Raw genomic sequence first — 25710 nt, 5'->3', positions numbered from 1 at the left:
AGAATTAATTAAATTGTTTTAAAAAACGTAAATCATTTTCAAAGAAAGAACGTAAATCAGTGACACCGTAACGTAACATAGTTAACCGTTCAATACCCATACCAAAGGCAAAACCACTATATACGTCTGGGTCGATACCCACATTACGTAAGACATTTGGATGTACCATTCCACAACCAAGCACTTCTAGCCATTTACCATTTTTAGCCTTAATATCGACTTCGGCAGACGGTTCAGTAAACGGAAAGTATCCCGGTCTAAAACGTATTTCCATATCTTCTTCAAAAAAGCAATGGAGGAAATCATGTAAAAGGCCTTTTAAGTGTGTGAAGCTGATATCTTTATCAACTAATAGCCCTTCCATTTGATGAAACATTGGAGTATGGGTTTGATCATAATCATTACGGTAAGTTCTTCCTGGTGCAATAATTCGAATTGGTGGTTTTTGACTTTCCATTGTTCGAATTTGTACCGTTGAAGTTTGGGTACGTAATAAACGTTTTGCATCAAACCAAAATGTATCGTGATCGGCACGTGCAGGATGATGAGCAGGAATATTTAATGCATCAAAGTTGTGATAATCATCTTCAATTTCTGGACCGGTTTCAACAGCAAATCCCAATTCGCCAAAAAACTCAACTAAACGATTTATTGTTTTAGTAACTGGATGTAATCCACCTAATTCAAGCGTTTTACCCGGTAAGGTGATATCGATTGTTTCATTAGCTAATTTTGCATCAAGGGCTTGACGCTCTAGAAAGCTGCGTTTTTGATTTAATATTTCAACGACTTCTTGTTTGGCATCATTAATTTTTTGACCGACAGCCGGGCGCTGATCAGCAGGAACATCACGTAATGAAGCCATTTGCATTGTAAAATAGCCTTTTTTACCAAAATATTCCACCCGAATCTGTTCGATAGTATTAATGTCATTAGCACTTTCAATAGCGGATTTGGCGTTGTTTACCAGTTCAACTAATTGAGACATACAGTTCTCCTGCTTATTGTTCATTACATAAAAAAAGCCTCTTCTGAGGCTTTTATAATTATTTTTCGTTTTTTATTTATGCCTCACGAACGATGATTGTTAACAAAGCTAAAAAAGAAACGAAAAATAACTAATTTCATGTTTAATCTACTCTTAATAAAATATTTTACTCTAAATATAAACATAAAAGCCGAGATAACTCGGCTCTTATAATGCTATTAAAGTGCAGCTTTTGCTTTTTCAACTAATGCAGCAAATGCATTTTTATCAAATACAGCGATATCTGCAAGGATCTTACGATCGATTTCAATAGATGCTTTCTTTAATCCATTAATAAAACGGCTGTAAGAAAGACCACATTGACGTGCAGCTGCATTGATACGCACAATCCATAATTGACGGAATTGACGTTTACGTTGACGGCGGTCACGGTAAGCATATTGTCCTGCTTTGATTACTGCTTGGAAAGCAACACGATATACACGTGAACGAGCACCATAATAACCTTTTGCTTGTTTTAAAATTTTCTTGTGACGTGCACGAGCAATAACACCACGTTTAACACGAGCCATAAACTATATCCTCTAAATAATTAACCAATAAATTAAGCGTATGGAACACACGCAACAACTAAACCTAAATCGCCTTTTGACACAGTAGTCAAACCACGTAAATGACGTTTACGCTTAGTTGATTTTTTAGTTAGGATATGGCTTTTGTTCGCTTGTTTATGCTTGAAGCCACCAGAAGCTGTTTTTTTAAAGCGCTTTGCTGCGCCTTTTACAGTTTTAATTTTAGGCATTTTAATAATTTCCACTTCGCATTGTTAATAAAAATAAAATAATGGTGTAATGATTAGTAAACTAAAAATTAGCTTGTTGAACCACTATTTCTTCTTCGGCGCTAGCACCATAATCATTTGACGACCTTCGATCTTAGTTGGATAAGATTCAATGATTGCCAAATCAGCTAAGTCTTCTTTAATGCGATCAAGCATTTCAGTTCCTAACTGTTGGTGAGCCATTTCACGTCCACGAAAACGTAACGTGACTTTGGCTTTATCGCCATCTTCAAGAAAGCGAATCAGGCTGCGGAGTTTTACCTGATAGTCGCCTTCATCTGTACCAGGTCGGAATTTAATTTCCTTAACCTGAACAACCTTTTGCTTCTTCTTCTGTTCTTTTGTTGCTTTACTCTTTTCATAGAGGAACTTGCCATAATCCATAATTCGACAAACAGGCGGCTCTGCATTAGGGCTTATTTCAACTAAATCTAATGTTGCTTCTTCAGCTTGTTTTAAAGCTTCATCTAAGCTAACAATACCGAGCTGTTCACCGTCAACGCCGGTTAACCTCACCTCGCGAGCAGTTATTTCATCATTAATTTTATGCGCGCGTGTTGACTGAATTCGTTTACTGACTTTAATATCTCATTCCTCCAAAGTAGTTTATCTTTAATTCATTTGTTCTAATGAACGAGTATGAATTTCGTTAAGCAACAATTCTATAACATGTTTCACTTCAAAGCTACCAAGATCTTTACCTTGACGAGTTCGAACTGAAATCGTACCAGATTCCATCTCTTTGTCACCACAGACAAACATATATGGAACACGTTTTAGAGTATGCTCACGAATTTTAAACCCAATTTTCTCATTTCTCAAGTCTGCTTTTGCTCTAATTCCAACTTTTTGCAATTCCTCGGCTAATTGTTTAGCATAATCAGCTTGTTTATCGGTGATATTCATAACCGATACTTGTAACGGTGCAAGCCATGTTGGGAAGAATCCGGCACAGTCTTCGATTAAAATCCCCATAAAGCGTTCCATTGAACCTAAAATAGCTCGGTGGATCATAACAGGGGTATGGCGTTCGTTATCTTCACCTACATAGGTCGCATCTAAGCGTTCGGGTAACATAAAGTCTAGTTGAACAGTACCACATTGCCATGCACGGCCTAAGCAATCATGTAAGGTAAATTCAATTTTTGGACCATAAAATGCACCTTCACCCGGTAAATATTCAAATTCAATTCCGTTTTCAGTTAGGCACTCTGCTAAATCTTTTTCAGCCAGATCCCATGTTTCATCTTTACCAATTCGTTTTTCTGGTCGAGTTGATAATTTAACAGTTATGTCGGTAAAGCCAAATGTACTATATGTATCATAAACCATTTTGATACAGCTATTGACTTCACTGCGAATCTGATTTTCAGTACAGAAAATATGTGCATCATCCTGAGTAAAACCACGAACACGCATTAAACCATGTAATGAGCCTGACGGTTCGTTTCGGTGACAACTACCAAACTCAGCCATTCTTAGTGGTAAATCGCGATAAGATTTTAAACCTTGATTGAAAATTTGAACATGTCCCGGACAGTTCATTGGTTTGATACAATATTCACGATTTTCAGATGACGTAACAAACATTAACTCTTTATAGTTACCCCAATGACCTGTTTTTTCCCATAAAACCCGATCCATCATAAATGGACCTTTAACTTCTTGATAGTCATACTCTTTTAATTTGGTACGCACAAATACTTCAAGTTCGCGGAAAATAATCCAGCCATCATTATGCCAAAACACCATGCCTGGCGCCTCTTCTTGCATATGATAAAGGTCTAGTTGTTTACCTATTTTACGGTGATCTCGTTTCGCCGCTTCTTCTAAAAACTGTAAATAGCTTTCAAGCTGTTTTTTATCAGCCCATGCAGTACCATAAATACGTTGTAACATTTTGTTTTCGCTATTACCACGCCAATAGGCACCGGCTACTTTTTGTAGTTTAAAATGGTGGCAAAAACGCATATTTGGTACATGTGGGCCACGGCACATATCAATATATTCTTCATGATGATAAAGCGCAGGGGTTGAATCTTTTGGAATATTTTCATCTAAAATAGCGATTTTATACGGTTCACGGCGTTCCCAAAAGACTTCTCTTGCTCGTTCCCAGCTCACGACTTCTTTAATGACATCATAATTTTTCTTAGCCAGTTCATGCATTCGTTTTTCTAATGCATCAAGATCTTCCTGAGTCAAAGAGTGATCTAAATCGACATCATAATAAAAGCCATTGTCAATTGTTGGACCAATAGCCATTTGAGTATCTGGCCATAATTGTTTGATAGCATGCCCTAATAAATGCGCACATGAATGGCGGATGATTTCAAGTCCGTCTTCATCTTTAGCCGTAATAATCGCTACCGTTGCATCGTGATCAATAACATCACAAGCGTCTTTACGTTCACCATTAACACGACCTGCAATACACGCTTTAGCCAGTCCGGCACCAATACTTTGGGCAACCTCTAAAACAGTTACGGGTTTATCAAATTGACGTTGGCTTCCGTCAGGAAGAGTAATAATTGGCATAATAAATCCTTATAACAGTGGTGCGCCACACGAAAGCGCACATGCGTACATAAATAAATAGACCGTGTATACTATCACTTATCATAATCATTTTAAATAGGCTTAAACTTGATTTAAAAATAGATTTTTAACTTATCGTCTAAGTATAAAGTGAAAAGACATAGTAGAAGTGAAATTGCCTAGCTTTAATCATTTGGGAAAAAAGCCAGGCGTGATAATAAATTATAATTCAGATAAATAGGCTTCAGGCAAAATTGGCATTGGACCACTTTGCGTACAAACGTAAGCAGCTATATGATTTGCTTTACTGTTAATTTCCTGCAACGCTTTACCTTTCAAATATAAAATACTACTTATTGCCATAAATGAATCACCGGCACCAACAGTATCAATCGCTGTGATTTTTTCAGCCGGTTGATAATTTTGCTCACTTTGGGTGATGAGATGACTGCCCTCACTGCCACAAGTATAAATTAATAACGTTAATTGATAATGCTGGTTAAGGTAATTAAACAGCTCTTTTGGATCAGATTTTATTTTCAACAATTGGCAAATAATAGGTAATTCTTCATCATTTAACTTTAAGATATTGGCATGCTCAATACACAAAAGTAATGTTGAAGGATTATAATGATTTTGTCGTAGATTGATATCAACAATAATTTTGGTTTGTGGCGATAGATGCGCAATAATTTTTTTTAGTAATTCATGATTGTGTGGATTACGTTGAATTAAGCTACCGAAATAGATTGCATCTAAATCATTTTGTTTGATAAGCGCTAATAATTGCTCGGTTAAGGCGATATCGTCCCACGCAACAGGATTAACTATGTCATAAGTCGGTTTCCCTGCTGAATCTAATTCAACTAATACCGTTCCTGTTGGATAACTGTTTGATATTTGGAGTTGATGTGGAATTTTTAGCTTCTCAAGCTCATTACTTAATTCTTTACCGTTTTCATCATTTCCAATAGCAGAAACTAATATAGCATTTGCCCCAGCTGATTTAGCATGGTAACAAAAATTGGCAGCCGCTCCGCCAATTTTTTTGCCATTTGGTAAACAATCCCATAAAAACTCACCTATTGCGACAACTTTTACATCATTCATCTTCAATTAGTCCTTGTTTGACATCAATGTTTTTTTCCATACTGTCGGCTTGCTTTTGCCAATCATCAAATTGATCATATGCAGTATATATAGTCGATCCAGTTGGTAATTCTGGGTATTCATTTTCACCATTGGTCCCCCAATTCACCCAACCGGAATCTTTACGCTGAACAATTTGATAACGCCCAACAATATTGCTTGTATACCAAACCATACAATACCCTGTTTCCGGATTAATTTCAGCCGTTTTATTTGCAGCTAGAGGAAAAATCGTTTGATCTGGTACATGATTAACATCAATTTCTTTGGCAAATAATATTTCTTTATTACGTTCACTGTTATGAACAACATGATGTGCTTTACGCAAAATAGTCTCAACATGCGCTTTTATTTCTTCATCACTTAAAATACCCTCTTTCACACAAAATAGCCGCCAGAAGTAATCCCACGATACGGCATTAATGTTATCACCAATTGACTGTCGATAACTTCTCGCATTTGGAGAAAGTTTATCAAGAGGTTGGGATAAAATTCGGTTAACTTCATCGGCTAAAATATTGGCATAACGATCTCCTTGTCGATAATAAGTGCCGCCGTAACTAGCAAAACGAGAAAATACCAAATTATTTTGACCACTTTCATACTCATCGCCCACAGTGATCTTATTTATGACCGGCATGCCATCAACATACGTTTCAAAGTCATCAACATAATAAGTACGTCTAAACCAGGGTGATTGATAGAAAAATTCCCACACAATTGAGAATGATTTATTGCGTAAAGCGGGATCTAATCCATTAGGTATTTGACCATTAAATCGATAACGACAATAAATCGCACCTTCAACTTCTGTCTCACACTCAACGACCGTATGTTCTGGCGGATTAATTAAGCCATTTGCAGGTGTAAAAAATGGTCCATAAAATCCACCAATAGCATTAGAGCAATCTTTAATCAAATTGAGTCCTTGAGCTTTCGCTTCAAAATAGCGAATCCCCCATTTTCCATATGATGTACCATCAGCCGTGCCACGACATAATTCTAAAATATAATGCCCGGTATCCAACCTTTTAATTCCGTCTGCTAATGTAGGCGCTAATTGTTTTATTCCTGTAAAAGTATTTGATTGCGTGTTTGCATCTAAATACAACGTATAGTTTTCAACCAATTGATTTAAATTAGTTACGATAAAAGCAATGGAACAAGCCGTAATAAATTTATTCGTTTGATCATAAACCATATCGAATAATTGATGTGGTACAACCTCTCCTTGCTCATTGATAAGTTTCATTTGAGCAGGATCAACTGGCTGTTGCTTAAAAAAAAGGCGGGTAATGACAGGTTCATTATGTCGACAGATACCGTCCGGATTGTTTAACATCAACGTACATTTTTTCATTTTATTGTCCTATTAATTAAATTGGGTATTATTCACATAAGCAAAGAAATCAATTTTTTATGGCTTATTGAGATCTTTTTCGTTTTAACATATCGACATATACCGCTAAGAAGATAATTACGCCTTTGGCAACCAATTGCCAAAATGAATTGACACCTAATAGATTCAAGCCATTATTAATAATACCGATAACAATGACACCTAAAATGGTGCCACTAATCCGACCTATTCCGCCTGACATAGATATGCCGCCAAGTACACAAGCGGCTATTGCATCCATTTCATATCCTTGTGCCACTGAAGGTTGCCCGGAATACATTCGGGCAGCAAGAACGATTCCGGCGAAAGCTGCTAAAAAACCGGCAATGGTATAAACAATGATTTCAACCCGTTTAATAGCAATACCAGATAATCTTGCTGCTTCACGATTACCACCCAACGCGTAAATATAAGTGCCTAAACGAGTACGATTTACCAGAACTAACATAATGACAATAAATACCAACATATAAATTACCGGGTATGGAATCATTCCCAAATAACCCGTACCAATGCGAGTAAAATTCTCATCAAAAATGCGAATGGATTGACCGCCACTATAAATGTAACCAACACCACGTGCGATCATCATCATCGCTAAAGTAACAATAAAGGGCGGAATACCGGTATAAGCAATAGCAACGCCGTTAGCTGCACCACAAAGCGTACCGATAAGCAAGCCTAATAAAATTGCCGGAATGATGCCCATTTCACCTATTGAGATAAAGCCAACCGTCAGCGTGCCTGCCATTGCAACAATAGACCCCACCGATAAATCGATTCCACCTAATATGATGATCAACGTCATTCCTAATGCTAAGCACATATTGGTAGATACTTGTCGTAACACAGATAACATATTTTCTTGAGTCAGAAATACAGGGCTTGCAAAAGTTAAAATGACACTAATCAATAAAAGCGCAATTAATATCCCTATATTATGCGTAATGAAATTTTTAAAACTTCTGATAATAAAATTATTGGTTATTGCCGATCGATGATAGAGCGTATCATCTGATTGTTTGATAGATTGGCTAGCCATTTTTAAGCTCTCCCTGTTGCTAATTTCATAATCTTTTCCTGTGTAAGTTCATCATGAGATAGTTCACCTTGGATTTGGCCATTAGCGACCACATAAACTCTGTCACACATATTGATAATCTCGGGTAGTTCTGATGAAATCATAATAATGGCTATACCGCTTGAACAAAGTTCATCGATGATTTGATAGATTTCAGCTTTGGCGCCAATATCTATTCCGCGAGTCGGTTCGTCTAAAATGATGACTTTAGGGTGAGTGGCTAACCATTTGGCTATGACCACTTTTTGTTGATTACCACCACTTAATTGGCCAACTATTTTGTCAGCACTTGGCGTTTTTATATTGAGTTTTTTAATATAATATTGAATCATCTCCTTCTGCTTATGTTGATTAACAAAGCAACCATGCATAAATTGTTGCAATACCGTGAGTGTGAGATTAAATGCTATACTATGAGATAATATCAGCCCCTGTTTTTTCCTATCTTCAGGTATTAATGCGATACCAATATCAATCGCATCTTGAGGAGAATTTATCTTAACCAGCTTATTATCAAAATAAATTTCTCCACTATCATATTTGTCTGCACCAAAAATGGCCTGCATGATTTCACTTCTTCCTGCACCCATAAGGCCAGAAAAGCCTAAAATTTCTCCTTTCTTCAATTTGAAATTGACATCACTAAAAAACCCTTTCTTAGTGAAATTCTTTACCTCTAATAGGCATTGACCATTTGATTGATAATGTCGTTGATAGTAATTATTTAAATGACGACCGACCATCATTTTGACCAATTCATCAATATTGGTTTCATTGGTATTGACTGTATCGACATAACTTCCGTCACGTATAACAGTAATTCGGTCAGTGATAGCAAATAACTCATCCATACGGTGTGAAATATAGATGATACTAACGTTATGTTCGGTTAACTTTTTAATCATTACAAAAAGCTGTGCGACTTCTTTATCGGTTAAAGAAGAAGTAGGCTCATCCATAATTAGTATGCGCACATTAAATGAAATGGCTTTAATGATTTCGATAAGTTGTTGTTGTGCAATGGTTAATTCATGAACAGGACGCAATACATCAATGGTTAACCCCATGCTTTGCATCATGATTTGTGCTTTGACGATCATTTGACGATGATCTTTAAAACCTAATTTAGTCCTAGGCTCACGCCCTAAAAAGATGTTTTCATATATACTAATATAAGGAACTAATACAATTTCTTGATGAATGACATTAATTCCTCTTAATTGCGCATCTTTAATACCATTAATTATTTCGGTTTTACCGTAAATCATAATTTCACCGGCATCGGGTTTATAGATGCCACCGATAATTTTGATTAATGTTGATTTGCCGGCACCATTTTCGCCTAATAATCCATGCACTTCACATTGTTTTAAATTAAAATGCATGTCTTTTAATGCATGAACACCAGCAAACTTCTTTTCGATATGAGATAGTCGTAATACAACTTGTTCCATAGTAATATCACCTTATTGATAGCAATCGCTGGAAAAAGCTTAAGCAGATTGCTATTGCCAAACTTTTACGCCATTTTTTTCAATCATCTCTTTAGTGATAGGAAAAGTTGGTACTAAGATCTCTTTAGCTACAGGCTCTCCTGCTAAGACTTGCTTGCCGATTTTATATGTCTCTTTAGCCAACTGAATTGGTGCTTGTGCAACCGTTAATGTTAAATCACCATCGCTGAACGCTTTTTTACCGTCGGGTGAGCCATCAACTGTGTAAACTTTGACATTTTTTAGTTTATTAGATGCTTTTAAAGCAACAACGACACCTAATGCAGAAGGATCATTTACGGCAAAGAAAGCCTGTAAATCGGGGTGAGCTTGAATAATATCTTCAGCAATTGGCATAGTTACTTCTAAAGCACATTTTCCATTTTGTTGAGATACAACCTCAAATTTACTTTTATTATCACCTAAGCCGGCATAAAAACCATCCGCTCTTAACACACTGGCACGGTTAAACGGGCAATCAATTACTGCAATTTTTGCACCATTTGGAAAATCTTTGGCCATTTGTTCACCATTAATTTTACCTGCCAGGAAATTATCTGACGCTACAGTACTGACAACTAAGTCATCATCACTAATCGGGTTATCAATAACGACAACAGGAATTTGTTTTTGTTTAGCTGCCAGTAAGCCTTGTCTGATTCCTTCTGAATCGACAGCAATTAAATAAATGATGTCTACTTTTTGATTGATAACATCTTCCATCATAGATATCTGTTTGGCTTGGTCATATTGAGGGTCAATCAGAATATATTGATCATTATTTTGTTTAGCTATTTCAGAAAAAGTATCGGAGATAGCAGTAAAAAATGAGTTGTTCAAAGTTGAAGTGATAAAAGCAAACTTGATCGGCTTATTATCATCAGCATTTACAAGTTGAAAACAGCCTGTAAAAAATACAATTAAAATTGTTAAGCATGTTGTTATGAATTTTTTCATAAAGCCACCTCGGATAATCAAATGATTTATAAACAAAATTTACTCATAAAGTTAAAGCATTAAAATAATGCTGAAATATTTATTTTGAGCAAATCCAGCCTAATTATCCGAGATGACCTTGACAATATTAATCTTTACTTTTTTATTATTTATGATATCAAAGTCACTTTTTTTAAAAACTTGTAAAATGTAATTTATCAAGTTTAGCGGTTATGTCATACTATATATATTATTCAAAATTGATTAGGGATTACTATGGCAAATAAAAGTGAGCAGATATATCAAGAAATATTGTTGCAAATCAAAAGTGGCGTTTTAGATTGTCATAGTGCTCTGCCCTCTTCATCCGATTTAAGTCTGGTTTATAAAACATCTCGACCAACAATAAGCAAAGTATTTTCAAAGTTAAAAAATGAAGGCTACATTGAAGGCAAACAAGGCGGAAAGTTTTATGTTAGACAACCGGAAAATGAACAAGTAACAAAATATATTTTTGGCATCTTAGCACCAAGGCTAGAACAAGATGAAAGTCGCATGATTCTTGATAGTTTATATTCTCAAATCGCTAGTTTAGCAAATGATTATCAGTTTTCTCTTTTATGGGCGGGCATGCTAACTAAAAGCCAAGATATTCAATCTATTTTGAATGATGTAGAGAAGGTTATCATTAATTACACCAAAAATAATATCCATGGCATCTTTTTTACACCTTTAGAATTTCATCCCTATGCAAGCGTTATTAATCAAAAAATTATCGATCTCCTGAATCAATATGAGATACCTTGTATATTGCTTGAGCGTGATTATTGTCGGTTTCCTCATCGAGGTATGGCCGACTTAGTCAGTATTGACAATATTGCTGCCGGATATATTGTTACTCAGCATTTTCTTGAACAGAATCATAAGCAAATTGCTTTCGTTTCCAAAAGTGATTCTGCCAATACTATTGCATTAAGAATTATCGGCTATAAACAAGCGCTGGTTGATGCAGGAATTACCAAAGATTGGATTATTCAAATTCCACAAATAGATGAAAAAGTAATAAATCAATTAGCAAAATTAAATATTAAGCATGTTGTTTGCGGTAACGACTTTACCGCAATGCAATTAATTTCATTAAATCAGAGAATCAATCCAAAACATAAATTATTTACCATCAGCTTTGATGATGCAGATTACGCTTGTCATCTTGCTACCCCACTTTCAACATACAGGCAACCATTGGCAAGTATTGCCTTAACGGCGGTTGAAACGTTAATTCAGCGAGTCAATAACCCGGCACTACCGATTCGTACGATCTATGTCAATGGAGAATTAGTGATTCGGGCATCAAGTGGAACTTGATAGCGCCCGTAATGATATCGGCTTTTAATAAAAATACCGATAAGCAGCAAATATGTGATAATCATGTTAAACAAAAAAGTGACAGTGTCACCATATTAAACAGCTCTTACAGTCAGTTTTAAAAAACATTCGATTAAAACTGCTAAATTTTTAAAAATAATTCTCTACTTTTGAACGGCTTTGAACCGACATAAGGTTTCATCGCCATACGGGTAAATCGTTTGGCCGCTTTGAGGGTATCTTCATCATCAAACTGCCTATGACCTAATGCTAATACTTGTTTACCTGTAAAACTGGTACTATTTTGCATTAAACTACTGATAAATCCTTTTTCTGATTGATATTGATAGGACATTGATTCAACAATTTCATCGCCGGTTACACTGCAATGGAAAAAATCAACGTGATAACCCAGATTCTCTAATAATGCTAATTCAAAAACTCTTAATACCTTTTCGGCAGGCGTTTGTTGAGCCAATTGTTGGATACTTTTAAGATAATCATCAAACAGGGTTGTCATTTCGGTTTCAGCGACTAACACCCGGTGTAATAATTCATTTAGATAAAAAGCGCTATATAGCCAAATCGAGACCAAAGGTAGCGTGAGCGAAATCGCCTCAACCTGACGTAAGTTTTTGATTTCACCGTGCCCAGAATACTGCACAATTAATGGCGTAAAAGGTTGTAATATGCCTTTAAGAGACGATTTTTTTCGCCTTGCACCTTTTGCCAATATGGTAATTTTCCCGACATTTTCTACAAACAAGTCAACCAATAAGCTGCTTTCGCTATAAGTTCTTGTATGTAGCACAAATGCTCTTTGCCAATTTTCCATTCAAAAAACCTTTTAATTACCTAGTTTATTTAATTAAAAATAGTATCTGACCAAAATTTGAGTAATTTTATGAAATTTTCAACTGAACTTCTGCTGAAAATCCGATATAATCAATAACTAATTATGGGATAACTAAAAGAAAAATTAAAAACTATGGAACTATTTTCAACAATCTTACTTCTTGTATTAATTGTATCACTTTCCGGTGTCGTTATAAAAATGCTACCAATACAAATTCCACTACCGCTAATGCAAATCCTATTAGGTTGTATGTTAGCTGCTTTTGGTGTTTATTTGAAATTTGATCCGGAACTATTCCTTGTCTTATTTATTCCACCATTACTTTTTGCTGATGGTCGAAAAACTTCAGTTAAAGACTTTGTGTACAATTTTAGAGAGATTGTTGGACTAGCACTTGTTTTAGTTGTTATATCGATTATCGCTTTAGGCTATTTTTTATATTGGATGTTACCAAACGTACAATTAGCGGCAGCTTTAGCTTTAGCAGCAGTATTATCCCCAACCGATGCGGTCGCATTAAGTGGTATTGTGGGTAAAGGCCGCATTGATAAAGAAAAAATGGAAATCATTGAAGGTGAAGCGTTAATGAATGATGCTTCAGGCTTGGTATCGTTAAAATTTGCTATTGCCATTGCCGCTGGAGTTTTACAATTTAATTTAATTCAAATTAGTATTACATTCTTTATTGTTGCTATTGGTGGTTTGGCTGTCGGTGTATTATTTACCTGGTTATATGCACGTATTTTACGTAAAATTAATCAGCTCACTCACAATGACCCGGCAATTCAAATTGTTCTACTATTCTTACTCCCTTTTGCCGCTTATATCATCGCTGAAGAGTGCCATTGTTCAGGCATTTTAGCCGCAGTGAGTGCCGGTATGACAGTTAACCACTCCAATATGATGCGAAATGCTCCATTAACTGCACGGTTACAATCCGATAGCACTTGGTCTATGTTAACCTTTGTCTTTAATGGATTTGTGTTTATTTTATTAGGCATTCAGTTACCGAGTATTTTAGATAATACTTTTGCTGAAAACCAAACTGATGCCTCAATTGAATTATGGCAATTATGCTTAATTGTGTTGTTTGTATTTATTGTGTTAATGTCCACCAGATTTGCCTGGTTATGGGCAATGAAACACATGCCGACGATGCCATTTGGTACAAAACGCCCTCTTGCATTTAGATCATACACGACAAGAGATCTTTTAGTTTCAACCTTTGCTGGTGTGCGCGGTGCCATTACATTGGCTGGTGTTTTATCCATTCCGATGACTATTGGTGGCCGTTACCAGTTAGTCTTTATTGCAACGGGTATTATCTTAGTTTCATTGATTGTAGCGGTCATTGTATTACCTATTTTATTACGTGGTAGTGTGATTTTAGATAATTCAGAACAAGATAATGAAATTTTAACCGTCAAAGGGCAAATGGCAGAAGAAGCGATTGTTAGTCTGGAAAAGATGCAAAGCAATTTACTGCAAGAAACTTCTGAAGCGGGTCTGGATCAAGAAATTATCCATGAAGTCGGTTCACGTGTTATAGGTTCATTAAGACGAAGAACTGGCCTTAAAGATTTAGAACAAAAGGCGTTAGAAGCAGAAAACCTAGAAAGACGTATGCGTTTAGTTGCTATCGGCGCTGAGCGTACAGCTTTATTACAAATGAAAGTTCGTAATGAAGTAAGTGAAGAAACATTTGAACATTTAAATACTGACTTAGATATTTATGAAAAAATGATTTCCGGAGATGCCTAAATGATTGGAAACAAGCATCAATTTCTAAGCAAAATCCATTCACAATTTGTCGATAAAGCCCCTCAAATGCTGGGGCTTACACTCAAATGCGTGCCTTTTGAAGTAAAAAAACGCACTATTGAGCAATTATTACAGTTGCAATTTAAACAATCGCTTGAAGATGGTGACCTTGATTTTTTAGAAGATCGTTGGTTGAAAATTCAAGTGACCGATTTAGATCTTATTTGGTTTGTTAGCCTTATTGAAAACAAATTAGTAGTCAGTCGGGAAGAAATTGCAGATGTCTCTTTTATCGGTAATGCTAATGATTTAATCATGATAGCCACCCGGCGCCAAGACCCGGATACCCTTTTCTTTCAACGCCGATTAATTGTTGAAGGAGACACTGAATTAGGGTTATATGTGAAAAACCTAATGGATTCTATTGAACTCGAAGCAATGCCTAAATTCTTAAGGCTAACGCTTGAAAAACTAGCAGATATTATCCAAACCTCGCCAATCCATTAATATATTGCCCTCAGTTATTGGGGGCTATGTGACACTAAACTCCCCTTTTCTATTTAACGATTTAAATAGTTTTTTAACGCCCTATACTCATAAACTAAAGGTTATTTTCTTAAGTGTTTTATCAAAGATTAATGATTTTTGATCTTGATTATCTGTCTGCTTTTGTTAAATCAATTAATTTTGAAAACTTACCATTTGGCTGAAATAAAACATATAAAAAAAATTATAAATATTTGATCATTTACTGATCAGATAAGCCACCACAATAAATTTTATCAATAATAAAGAGAGGAGATACCAATAATCTGAGACGATATAATATGGTCAAAATCAGATAATTTTAACTATTGCCATTAATACATAAAAGTGACCCTATTTCGAATCATGTGAACATCATTATTTTCAACTCTCTGAAAACGAATAAACGCTGGTTTATGTGACATTTTCAGTACTTTCATTTTAGTTTTCTTAAAAATCATATTATTAGAAATCTTAAGTCAACATGATTTAAGATATCTCAAATATTAAATGAGGTGTCATATGGCAACAGAAACAATAGGTCAACGAATACGTAAACGAAGAAAAGCTTTAAATTTAACGCAAAAAAACTTAGCAAAAACATTAAATGACGCAACTCATGGTTCTATATCTCAATGGGAATCAGATACAACATCACCAAGTGCCAAAAATTTATATGATTTATCTAAAGCATTAGAATGCGATTTTGTGTGGTTACTTAATGGTGGTGAAGAATCAAGCGTGATTCCTGCTTCATTCAAATCCCATAAAGTCCCGCTTATCGATTACTCCCAAGTTAGAATATGGATAGATTCAAAAGAACAGAAAAATGTCACTGTTTTAACTCATATTATGACATCATTGAAATTATCCAATAAAGCATTTGCCATTGAAATAGTTGGCGATTCAATGGAGCCAGAATTTAAAGAAGGTGATGTTGTTATCATTGATCCCGATATACAACCTACCCCCGGCGAATTTATCGTAGCAATTATTCCGGAGTGGCAAGCAACTTTTCGAAAATATCGTGAATTAGGTCAGGATAGCGACGAAAAAATGCTGTTTGAAATTATGCCACTTAATCGCGATTACACGGCAATGAGCAATAAAAAACAACAAATTAGTATTGTTGGCACAATGGTTGAGCATAGAATATTTAGAAGAAAAAGATAAAAATTTTTTTATTACACCAAAACAGATAATCGGTATAGTTTAATGATAAAGATATCAAATCAAAAACATACCCCATAGCAACAAATCACTTCAAATAACCAACACTAAAAAGTATAGATCATAACTCCAACAAAACTGGGAGTTATGTGCTTATCATTTTAGATAATTATTTAAAAAATCGTATTTAATTCCGTTCAATTTCAAACAGCGTTTTATACTTTTAAAATTTTTTTTATAAAAATCCCTTATTTATTTTTCAAATTTGATAAAAATGTTAATTAAATTTAGAAATCTTAAATTTATTATTGACATTTAATTTTAGATGTCTTAAATAGACAACTCGTTTTGAATTTTAGATAGGTTTACTTAAAGTGAAAAATGAAAGAAAAACAAAATCAGTTAATTAGTTATTCTTTATTATTCGCTTTTCGTTAGTCATTTCTGAAATCAAAACGAGTTTCATTCCGATAAAAGCTATCCTTCCAAAATAGCTTGAAAAATCTGACAGCTGGAAAGACAGCGATATACTACATCCTTTTTGCCCTCGTTAATGAGGGCTTTTTTTGATAGCAAGGGATTTAATCTGGCTGTTTATCGGCACTCAAACTCTTCTAATGACAAATTTGAAAGGCAATTGTGACATTTTATGCTATGCTTAGCGTCAATGGATAACTAGAATTCTATACTGAGAAGACGGCGAAACACGCTTATTCATTATTAAGTCAAATAGCTATCATGTTATACCATAGACTTTCAGTTTTTATCGGGTATTAAAAAGCTAGTTCGGAACTCAATTTGTACACATTTGCAAGTGAACAGATAAAAACAGTTAAACAGCCAAAAAACAAAAATGTGCTAAACAGATTATATCTAATAAAATATAAATAAAAATAACAATCACGGGCAAAGTTACACAATGAAAAACAATTCAGAACAGCCAACATTTTATTTTCATGATTATGAAACTTTTGGTATCAACCCTGCTTTAGACCGCCCCGCTCAATTTGCCGGCGTTAGAACCGATTGTGATTTTAATATAATTGAAGAGCCTTTGGTCATTTACTGTCAATTAGCGCCAGACTATTTACCCAATCCAGAAGCTGCGCTAATTACTGGTATTACACCACAAATTGCCAATCAAAAAGGTGTGTGCGAAGCTGAATTTACCCAATTAATTTATCAAGCGTTTAGCAAAGCTAATACCTGTATTTTGGGTTATAACAATATTCGCTTTGATGATGAAGTCACTCGTAATATTTTATACCGTAATTTTTATGATCCCTATGCGTATAGTTGGCAAAATGGCAATTCCAGATGGGATCTTCTTGATGTTGTTCGAGCTTGTTATGCCTTAAGACCGGATGGAATTAACTGGCCAACTAACGATTTAGGTTTACCCAGCTTTAGGTTAGAACATTTAACAAAAGCCAATAATATTGCTCACGAACATGCGCATGATGCGATGTCTGATGTTTATGCCACCATTGCCATGGCGAAACTGATAAAAGAGAAACAACCAAAACTTTTTCAATATTTTCTCTCAATGCGACATAAAAACAAAGTTGCCGAACTTATTGATGTAATCAATATGACACCAATAGTCCATGTTTCAGGAATGCTAGGCAGCTATCGAGGCAATCTGTCTTTAGTCTGCCCTATCGCCTGGCATCCAAGTAACAGTAATGCCGTTATTGTTTGTGATCTCACCGGGGATGTGGATTCAATCATCAATTTACCCGTTGAGCAAATTAAAGAAAAGCTTTATACCAAAACAGAAGATTTAGAACTTAATGAATCTCGCATTCCGCTAAAATTAATACATAGCAACAAATGCCCTATTGTGGCACCGTTAAAAACATTGTTACCACAAAATGCTCAGCGATTTAATATCGATATTGACCAGTGCTTAGCAAAGCAACAAAAACTATTACAACATCAAATTGTACTGCAAGACAAAATGCGCGCATTATTTGATACTCAGCAGGACTACCCGATAAGTGATGATGTCGATGCCCAAATTTATAACGGTTTTTTAAATAGTCAGGATAAACTGCGTTGCCAGACCATTCGAACAACACCTATTGAATTATTGACAAGTTTATCATTGGATTTTGATGATCCTCGTCTGAGTAAGCTATTTTTTAGGTATAAAGCGAGAAATTATCCTCAAACTTTAACAGAACAAGAACAAATGATTTGGCGAGATCATTGTCGTGACAAGCTCACATCAGCAAAAGTCCAAGACTATCTATTAACACTCGAACAGCTTGCAGAAGCTAGCTATCAACAACCGGATAAAATCGCAATAATTAAACAACTTTATCATTATTGCCATTATTTAGTTGGATAATTCAATTTTACGGGCGTATCATACGCCTAAAAATATTTGTGTCATTCACAGCGACCGGAATGATGATCATCATTAAAGTTTAAAAATAATAGCATTGACGTTATGAAACATTTTTTAGCCAAACATGCCACGGTAAAACATCGGCTTTATTCTTTATACTATACACTTTTCAGTTACGGACGAGGTCTAATCATATTAACCCTTTGTTTGTGGGCAGGGAATATTCTCTCTGAGCTGTTACCGATCATGATACCCGGCAGTATTATCGGTTTATTAATTTTATTTTTCTTATTGGCTTTTCAATTGATCCCAACATGTTGGATTAAAAACAGTTGTAATCTGTTTATGCGTTATATGACGGTGCTTTTTATTCCCGCAGCTATGGGCATCATGGATAATTACGCTTTGTTGTTAAAAAACTGGGTACCGATTATCTTTGCTAGTGTTGGTGGTTCATTTATCGTATTGCTCTTAACTGCTTATTTAACTGAGTTTTTACATAAACCAGAAAAATCATCACTTCATCAAACACCAAACGAGGAAAAACAATCATGATATGGATGTTACCTCTTACACTATTTATTTTTCTTATTATCCGTAAAATCGCTTTTAAAATTAAAACACCGTTATTTAATCCTTTGGTTATTTCGGTCATTGTTTTAATTCCAATTTTACTTGTAACCCAAACCACCTATACACAATATCTGAGCAATGTAAAAATTATCAACGATTTGCTGCCTTATTCCGTAGTTGCTTTAGCCTATCCATTGTATGAGTTAATACCTCAAATCAAAGCTCGCTGGAAATCGATAATGATAATCACCTTCACGGCTTCCATTGCTTCAATGATTACAGGTGTTTGTATTGCATTTTGGCTAGGTGGAGATAATGAAGTGGCGGCATCAGTTTTACCTAAATCAGTGACAACTGCCATTGCCGTGACCATTGCAAGTGATCAAGGTGGTGTACCGTCTATTGCTGCATTGTGCGTAATACTTGTCGGTACGCTTGGTGGTATATTCGGACATCAAATACTCAATTTTGCGAAAATAAAATCAGCGTCAGCAAGAGGTTTATCAATAGGTGCAGTATCACATGCTGTTGGTACAGCTCGTTGCATTGAGGTAAATTACAATGAAGGTGCCTATAGCTCTTTGTCATTAGTTCTCTGCGGTATCATGACATCATTGACAGCACCTTTTTTATTTCCAATAATGGTATTTATTTTTAATTGGTTTTAGTATGACGTTGAAAAAATTTATTGGCTGTTTGGTCGGATTTTGCATATTAATCATGGTGATAATTATCGGCCTAGATCGCTGGATTAGCTATAAAACAGCGCCATACATCTATCATGATGCAGACAAACTACCTCATCGAGCAATCGGTGTTGTTCTCGGCACGTCAAAATATGTTCAAGGTGGCGGTATTAACGGTTTTTATCGAAGCCGAATAGAGGGAGCGATCAATCTCTATTGGCAAAAAAAAGTCGATTATTTAATTCTTAGCGGTGATAACGCCCTGCTAAGTTATAATGAACCAATTACGATGAAAAAAGATTTAATAAAAGCCGGGATCCCTCAAGAATCGATTGTTTTAGATTATGCCGGTTTTCGAACTTTAGACTCAGTGGTAAGAGCCAATAAAGTATTTAATGCTGATGATTTCACTATTATCACTCAAGAATTTCATTGTGAACGAGCAATCTTTATTGCCCTTGCTCAAGGGATTCAAGCACAGTGTTTTGCTGTTCCGTCGCCTAGCAGCATGAAATTAGTTCGAATCCGTGAAATATTTGCGCGAGTTAAAGCATTTATCGATCTGTACATACTGGATAATCAACCGAAATACCTTGGACCTGCCATGCCTATCATTACTGATGATCAATAATTAGAACGTTAAAATCTTGTCAAGAACTTTCAGAAAATATATACGTTTAAGTATAAAAATGGTTAAATCATCGCAATTAAAAAGGTTTAATCTTGAAAATTGACTTCCAGCTCTTATGTTTAAGGAATCTTAGGATAACGGTTGACTGCTTTATAAGTTCTACGACTGAATTTAATGCATATTTCACAATTAGCAACTGAGGTTAACACATCAATTGAAAGCTCCATGATACCTAAACAATCAAAATAACTGGCAATGCCTTTACTATTATTAATAATCGTCACTTGCTAGTAACAAAAAATCCTGTCAAGAACTTTCAGAAAATATATACGTTTTAGTATAAAAACCAATTTAAATTTTATTGAGTCTCAAATTTTAGATTGCATTTTTATGCAAAAAAAAGTAATATTTAGTCAATTGAAATTTATGTTAAACGAATAATGAATATTGAATTAAGCCATATTAACTGTTTTTATGGTGATCATCAGGCATTGAATGATGTCTCACTGTGTTATCCATTAGGTGAAACGATCGTATTACTTGGTCAAAGTGGTGCAGGTAAAAGCTCGTTATTAAAAGTATTTAATTTGCTTGAAATACCAACCTCAGGCGAAATGACAATTGCCGATTCACATTTTGATTTTTCCAAAAAAATAAGCGAATCAGCGATTCGATCATTGCGTAAAAATGTCGGCATGGTTTTTCAAAATTATAATTTATGGCCACATTTAACTGTGCTTGAAAACTTAATTGAAGCACCTTGTCAGGTATTAAAGCTTTCAAAAAAAGAAGCAAGTGATAAAGCGATGGCAATTTTAAATCGGTTACAGATTGCAGAAATGGCAGATCGCTACCCTCTCCACCTTTCCGGAGGACAACAACAACGAGTTGCGATTGCCAGAGCATTAATGATGGAGCCACAAATTTTATTATTTGATGAGCCTACTGCGGCTTTAGATCCCGCAATTACATCACAAATTGCGGAAATTATTAACGAGCTGTCACAAACAGGTATTACTCAAATTATTGTCACACATGAAGTTGATTTTGCTCGCAAAGTGGCATCACAAGTAATTTACATGGAGCATGGTAAAATTGTTGAGCAAGGACAACTTGAATGTTTTGCTCATCCAAAAACCGAAGCATTTAAAGCTTATTTATCACATTAATAATAATCAATTTGGGTGGATATATGAAAAAAACATTACTAGCCATTTTTCTTGCCGGTGCTGCATTGACAGCTCAAGCAGCAGAAAACTTAACAATCGGTACAGAAGCAACTTATGCGCCGTTTGAATTTACCAATGATAAAAATGAAATTGTTGGATTTGATATTGATGTAATTAACAAAGTTTGTGAAGAGATGAAAGTATCTTGCAAAATTGTTAATCAATCTTTTGACGGTTTAATTCCAAGCTTAAAAACCCGTCGTATTGATGCGGCAATTGCCGGCATAGACATCACTCCTGAGCGTCAAAAACAGGTCGATTTCACGAAAATCTATTATGATGACAGTTCGATCCAGTTCATCACATTAAAAGATACATTAACTAGCCTTGATCAATTAAAAGGTAAACGTGTTGGTATTCAAAAAGGGACAACTTATTCAAAATACTTAGCTGAAAAGTTCCCGGATGTTAAAGCAGTAAGCTACGATAGCTATCAATTTGCTTTCTTAGATTTAAAAGCCAAACGTATTGATGCTATTGTTTCAAGCTCTTTTGTTGCCGGTGACTGGTTAGGTAAAGATGCGGATATTGTTGCATTAGGCGATAAAATCACCGACCATGAATTTTTTGGTGAAGGCTTAGGTATTGCCTTACGAAAAGGTAATGATCAATTACTTGAGCAATTTAATAACGCCATTGATAAACTGAAAGCCAATGGCGAATTAGATGCGATTTATAAAAAATGGTTTAATAAATAATTATTAACCACTTAGCTACTGTCTTATTGTGATCTCGCCGCATATTCTGCGGCGAGTTTATTTTTTAATTTAACTACGGTTTTTTTATGTCAGATTTTTTTGCACACGGTATAGACTCAATACTCTCTTCAATGGATGGGTATATATTGCCGCTTACCCAAGCGACAGCAATCACATTATCATTGGCTTTTGTGTCGCTGATTATTGGAATGTTTTTTGCCTTTATATTTACCATTTTAGAATCGGTACCGGTTAAACCGGTTGCATGGCTGATGTCTCTTTTTAATTTGACAATTAGAGCGTTACCGGAATTATTGATCGTTGTCGCTATCTACACCGGTTTGCCTCTATTGTTAATCGCATTAGATGACGGTTTCACTGTTTCACTCGGTTTTACCTCTTTTACTGTAAAAATGCACATTGAAAACACTCAACCGTCTCCATTTTTGTGTGGTGTTATTGCGTTGTCGCTACTCTATGCAGTTTACGCTTCTCAAACACTTCGTGGCGCTTTTAAAGCCATATCAAACGGACAGAAGCAAGCAGCTCAAGTTTTAGGGCTTAGCAAAACAAGGACATTTTTTCGCATTATTATGCCGCAAATGTGGCGCCATGCCATACCGGGTTTAAGTAATCAATGGCTAATTTTATTGAAAGATACCGCTTTAGTATCGGCAATTGCAATCGATGATCTTATGATGCAAACCAAAACCATTATAGCCCGGACTAATCAACCGTTTTTATGGTATTTCATTGCAATGATTATCTATCTGATTATTTCGATTTTGAGTCAGAAAGTGATAACACGAATTGAAAAACGAGCAACTTATTTCGAACAACCAACATCAACAAATAGTTAGTAAGGTCATATTATGTCTGATAATTTTATCTATTATCTTAGCGTTATTCTTAAAGGACTTCCTGATACATTGAGTTTGGGAATTTTGGGAATATTATCGGCAGGACTTTTAGCTATCTGTTTTTCTTGCTTATTATCATTAAATTCGTCAATTCTAACTAAGGTTATTCGAACTTACATTATCATCTTTACCGGTTCGCCTTTATTAGTGCAACTGTTTTTAATTTACTACGGGCCTTCTCAATTTGGTGATATTTTAAGTACAATGCCAAATTTTTACGCATTCATCTCATCCCCTTGGTTCTGTGCTTATTTGGCATTAACCTTAAATAGTGCGGCTTATACCACCCAAATATTTTACGGTGCACTAAAATCGGTGCCTAAGGGACAATGGCAAGCATGTGAAGCGTTAGGCATGAATAAGCTACAAAGCTTAAAAATAGTTATGCCATATGCTTTAAAACGTTCTCTTTCCACCTATTCCAATGAAGTGGTCTTTGTGGTCAAAGGCACTGCGTTAGCTTCCATGATTCCGGTAATGGATATTATGGGATACAGTAATGAGCTCAATGGAGATTATTACGATTTCTCTATTTTTATTGTCGCTGGATTAATCTACCTCTTGATAAATGGTATTTTAAGCACCATTATGAGGATTATAGAGAAAAAAGCCCTCACATTCGAAAACTAATATGAGCCAATTTGATTCTGCATCTTTTCTAAAAACAGTCCCGCATAAACCGGGTATTTATCAGATGTTTAATGATAAAGATACGATTATTTATGTGGGAAAAGCTAAAGATCTTAATAACCGATTAAAAAGCTATTTTAACAGCAGTAAAAAAACATTAAAAACCGATATGCTAGTAAGCCATATCAATCGGGTTGAATTTACTATTACCAATACCGAAACTGAAGCCTTACTGCTTGAACAGACTTATATTAAAAAACATCAGCCTCGTTATAATGTTTTGTTAAAAGATGACAAAAGCTATCCTTTTATCAAATTAAGCAAGGAACGTCATCCACAACTATCGCTATATCGAGGTGCAGTTAATCGGAAAAAAGATGAATTTTTTGGCCCTTATCCTAGTGGATATGCGGTTAAACAAATATTAGCCTTATTACAGAAAACCTTTCCAATAAGGCAATGCCTTAACACGACCTATCGAAATCGAACTCGCCCTTGCCTGCAATATCAAATCAAACGCTGTCTTGGGCCTTGTGTGCCGGGATTGGTCAGTGATGAGGATTATAATGAACAAGTTAACTATGTCCGACTGTTCCTGTCCGGGCAATCAGAGCAAATCTTGCAGAAAATTACTGAAGATATGCAAAAGGCAAGCAGTGACCTAAATTTTGAAAAAGCGGCTGTGTTGCGTGATCAGCTACAAGCCATTAAGCACATAAATGAAAAACAAGCAATTTATAATAATAATGATAACCTCGATGTGATTGGATTCCATTATGAGTTGGGTTTAGCTTGTATTTACGTGTTATTTATTCGTAACGGGCAAACTTTTGGTCACCGTTCTTATTTCCCTAAAGTGCCTTCAAACACTGAGCTTGAAGAAGTTATTGAAACATTTTTAGGGCAATTCTATCTTCAGGGTAACCAAAATAGAAATATCCCGAAAAAGATCTTACTTAATTTTTCATTGTCTGATAAACAGCCAATGGAAGAGACCCTGTCACTTATCGCTGAACACCAAGTTAAGCTGGTTGATGAGCCAAAAGGTGACAATCTTAAGCTATTAAATATAGCCACCGTTAACGCTCGAACCGAAGTGAAAAATAAACTATTAGAAAACTCGACCATTAAGCAAAAATATGATGCCTTAAAAGCGTTTTTAGGGATTGAAAAAATTAAGCGTATGGAATGCTTTGATATCAGCCATTTTATGGGGAAAAATACGATTGCATCTTGTGTTGTGTTTGATGATAAAGGCCCGGTTAAATCAGAATTTCGCCGTTATAACATCACCGGCATTACGCCAGGCGATGATTATGCGGCTATGGAACAAGTTCTTACTCGTCGATATAACAAAAAAGATTTACCGGAAGAGAAAATTCCGGACATCATTTTTATTGACGGCGGAAAAGGACAACTCAATCAAGCGTTACAAGTTTTTGAAAACTTGAATGTTAATTGGGATAAAAATCATCCTATTTTAATTGGTGTTGCCAAAGGTGCGGAACGCAAAGAGGGATTAGAGACACTTTTCTTTGAAGCACATGGAACAGGTCATTACCTTGATGATCACTCCCCTGCTCTGTTGCTTATCCAGCAAATTCGCAATGCTTCACACGATCATGCTATCGTTGGGCAACGCAAAAGAGGCGTGAAGCAGCTAACTGATAGTGCTTTAGAGCATATTGAAGGCATAGGCGGTAAAAGACGACAAGCTCTTCTTAAACATTTTGGCGGATTAAGAGAGTTGAAAAATGCAAGTATTGATGAAATTGCTCAAGTACAAGGTATTTCAAAATCTTTAGCTGAAAAAATTTATCTAAATTTACAACAATAGCACATTGAAAAATTAACATATTTCAGGCAACATAATCATAAAGAATCACTG

At 35.4% G+C, this 25710-nt stretch carries 24 protein-coding genes; 13 read left to right on the top strand and 11 right to left on the bottom strand.

The features are described 5' to 3' along the window. Positions 1-4: 4 nt before the first annotated feature. The 10 genes from pheS to J3U74_RS06125 all read right to left on the bottom strand — a co-directional run bounded on the left by pheS (position 5) and on the right by J3U74_RS06125 (position 10446). Positions 5-988, bottom strand: coding sequence for a phenylalanine--tRNA ligase subunit alpha (gene pheS, locus J3U74_RS06170; protein WP_220219590.1), 984 nt, complete (start codon positions 986-988; stop codon positions 5-7). A gap of 218 nt (positions 989-1206) precedes the next feature. Next, positions 1207-1560 carry a 50S ribosomal protein L20 gene (gene rplT, locus J3U74_RS06165; RefSeq protein ID WP_024496189.1) on the bottom strand — a complete coding sequence of 118 codons (354 nt, stop codon included), beginning with the start codon at positions 1558-1560 and terminating at the stop codon, positions 1207-1209. A 32-nt stretch (positions 1561-1592) separates the two neighbouring features. Then, on the bottom strand, positions 1593-1790 hold the full coding sequence (gene rpmI, locus J3U74_RS06160) for a 50S ribosomal protein L35 (protein ID WP_065557738.1): 198 nt from the start codon (positions 1788-1790) through the stop codon (positions 1593-1595). Between the two features lie 84 nt (positions 1791-1874). Next, positions 1875-2414: a translation initiation factor IF-3 gene (infC, locus tag J3U74_RS06155; RefSeq protein WP_065612958.1), complete on the bottom strand. Its 540-nt coding sequence runs from the start codon at positions 2412-2414 to the stop codon at positions 1875-1877. A gap of 27 nt (positions 2415-2441) precedes the next feature. After that, positions 2442-4367: a threonine--tRNA ligase gene (thrS, locus tag J3U74_RS06150; protein ID WP_220219591.1), complete on the bottom strand. Its 1926-nt coding sequence runs from the start codon at positions 4365-4367 to the stop codon at positions 2442-2444. 222 nt (positions 4368-4589) lie between these two features. Then, positions 4590-5477: a carbohydrate kinase family protein gene (locus J3U74_RS06145; protein WP_267329673.1), complete on the bottom strand. Its 888-nt coding sequence runs from the start codon at positions 5475-5477 to the stop codon at positions 4590-4592. After that, the gene (locus tag J3U74_RS06140) at positions 5470-6876 is read right to left on the bottom strand and encodes a hypothetical protein (protein WP_267329674.1); all 1407 of its coding nucleotides are present in this window, start codon (positions 6874-6876) and stop codon (positions 5470-5472) included. Before J3U74_RS06140 ends, J3U74_RS06145 begins: the two co-directional genes overlap by 8 nt. A 64-nt stretch (positions 6877-6940) precedes the next feature. Beyond that, a complete protein-coding gene (locus tag J3U74_RS06135; RefSeq protein WP_267329675.1) occupies positions 6941-7957 on the bottom strand; it encodes an ABC transporter permease in 1017 nt (338 codons plus the stop codon). Between the two features lie 2 nt (positions 7958-7959). Continuing rightward, positions 7960-9450 (bottom strand): sugar ABC transporter ATP-binding protein, encoded by a 1491-nt coding sequence (locus J3U74_RS06130; RefSeq protein ID WP_267329676.1) that lies wholly within the window; start codon positions 9448-9450, stop codon positions 7960-7962. Between the two features lie 51 nt (positions 9451-9501). Beyond that, positions 9502-10446, bottom strand: coding sequence for a sugar ABC transporter substrate-binding protein (locus J3U74_RS06125; protein ID WP_220219596.1), 945 nt, complete (start codon positions 10444-10446; stop codon positions 9502-9504). Positions 10447-10701: 255 nt separating this feature from the next. Between J3U74_RS06125 and J3U74_RS06120 the strand changes: the two genes are divergently transcribed. Continuing rightward, the gene (locus tag J3U74_RS06120) at positions 10702-11790 is read left to right on the top strand and encodes a GntR family transcriptional regulator (protein ID WP_267329677.1); all 1089 of its coding nucleotides are present in this window, start codon (positions 10702-10704) and stop codon (positions 11788-11790) included. A 142-nt stretch (positions 11791-11932) separates the two neighbouring features. On the opposite strand, the gene recO is transcribed toward J3U74_RS06120, so the two are convergent. Next, entirely contained in the window at positions 11933-12625 is a 693-nt protein-coding gene (gene recO, locus J3U74_RS06115; protein WP_220217346.1) for a DNA repair protein RecO, read from the bottom strand. A gap of 153 nt (positions 12626-12778) precedes the next feature. Between recO and J3U74_RS06110 the strand changes: the two genes are divergently transcribed. The 12 genes from J3U74_RS06110 (at position 12779) to uvrC (ending at position 25659) form a co-directional block, all read left to right on the top strand. Further along, a complete protein-coding gene (locus tag J3U74_RS06110) occupies positions 12779-14407 on the top strand; it encodes a Na+/H+ antiporter (protein WP_220217347.1) in 1629 nt (542 codons plus the stop codon). Further along, entirely contained in the window at positions 14408-14914 is a 507-nt protein-coding gene (gene ubiT / locus J3U74_RS06105) for a ubiquinone anaerobic biosynthesis accessory factor UbiT (protein ID WP_220217348.1), read from the top strand. It abuts the gene before it with no gap. 540 nt (positions 14915-15454) lie between these two features. Next, positions 15455-16105 carry a S24 family peptidase gene (locus J3U74_RS06100; protein ID WP_220217349.1) on the top strand — a complete coding sequence of 217 codons (651 nt, stop codon included), beginning with the start codon at positions 15455-15457 and terminating at the stop codon, positions 16103-16105. A gap of 916 nt (positions 16106-17021) precedes the next feature. Next, entirely contained in the window at positions 17022-18455 is a 1434-nt protein-coding gene (gene sbcB, locus J3U74_RS06095; RefSeq protein WP_220217350.1) for an exodeoxyribonuclease I, read from the top strand. Positions 18456-18557: 102 nt separating this feature from the next. After that, on the top strand, positions 18558-19010 hold the full coding sequence (locus J3U74_RS06090) for a CidA/LrgA family protein (protein WP_220217351.1): 453 nt from the start codon (positions 18558-18560) through the stop codon (positions 19008-19010). After that, the gene (locus J3U74_RS06085) at positions 19007-19696 is read left to right on the top strand and encodes a CidB/LrgB family autolysis modulator (protein WP_220217352.1); all 690 of its coding nucleotides are present in this window, start codon (positions 19007-19009) and stop codon (positions 19694-19696) included. The genes J3U74_RS06090 and J3U74_RS06085 overlap by 4 nt, the downstream gene beginning before the upstream one ends. 1 nt (position 19697) lies before the next feature. Then, positions 19698-20345 carry an ElyC/SanA/YdcF family protein gene (locus J3U74_RS06080; RefSeq protein WP_267329678.1) on the top strand — a complete coding sequence of 216 codons (648 nt, stop codon included), beginning with the start codon at positions 19698-19700 and terminating at the stop codon, positions 20343-20345. Positions 20346-20785: 440 nt separating this feature from the next. Next, positions 20786-21514, top strand: coding sequence for an arginine ABC transporter ATP-binding protein ArtP (gene artP / locus J3U74_RS06075; protein WP_220217354.1), 729 nt, complete (start codon positions 20786-20788; stop codon positions 21512-21514). 23 nt (positions 21515-21537) lie between these two features. Then, positions 21538-22272 (top strand): transporter substrate-binding domain-containing protein, encoded by a 735-nt coding sequence (locus J3U74_RS06070; protein ID WP_220217355.1) that lies wholly within the window; start codon positions 21538-21540, stop codon positions 22270-22272. 131 nt (positions 22273-22403) lie between these two features. Then, the gene (gene artQ, locus J3U74_RS06065) at positions 22404-23132 is read left to right on the top strand and encodes an arginine ABC transporter permease ArtQ (RefSeq protein ID WP_366518659.1); all 729 of its coding nucleotides are present in this window, start codon (positions 22404-22406) and stop codon (positions 23130-23132) included. 12 nt (positions 23133-23144) lie between these two features. Beyond that, on the top strand, positions 23145-23822 hold the full coding sequence (artM, locus tag J3U74_RS06060) for an arginine ABC transporter permease ArtM (protein ID WP_267329679.1): 678 nt from the start codon (positions 23145-23147) through the stop codon (positions 23820-23822). 1 nt (position 23823) lies between these two features. Next, entirely contained in the window at positions 23824-25659 is a 1836-nt protein-coding gene (gene uvrC / locus J3U74_RS06055; RefSeq protein ID WP_267329680.1) for an excinuclease ABC subunit UvrC, read from the top strand. Positions 25660-25710 lie beyond the last annotated feature (51 nt).

Source organism: Gilliamella sp. B3892, assembly GCF_026536305.1.
Classification (GTDB): Bacteria; Pseudomonadota; Gammaproteobacteria; order Enterobacterales; family Orbaceae; genus Gilliamella.
This window is presented reverse-complemented; position numbering and strand designations above follow the sequence as displayed.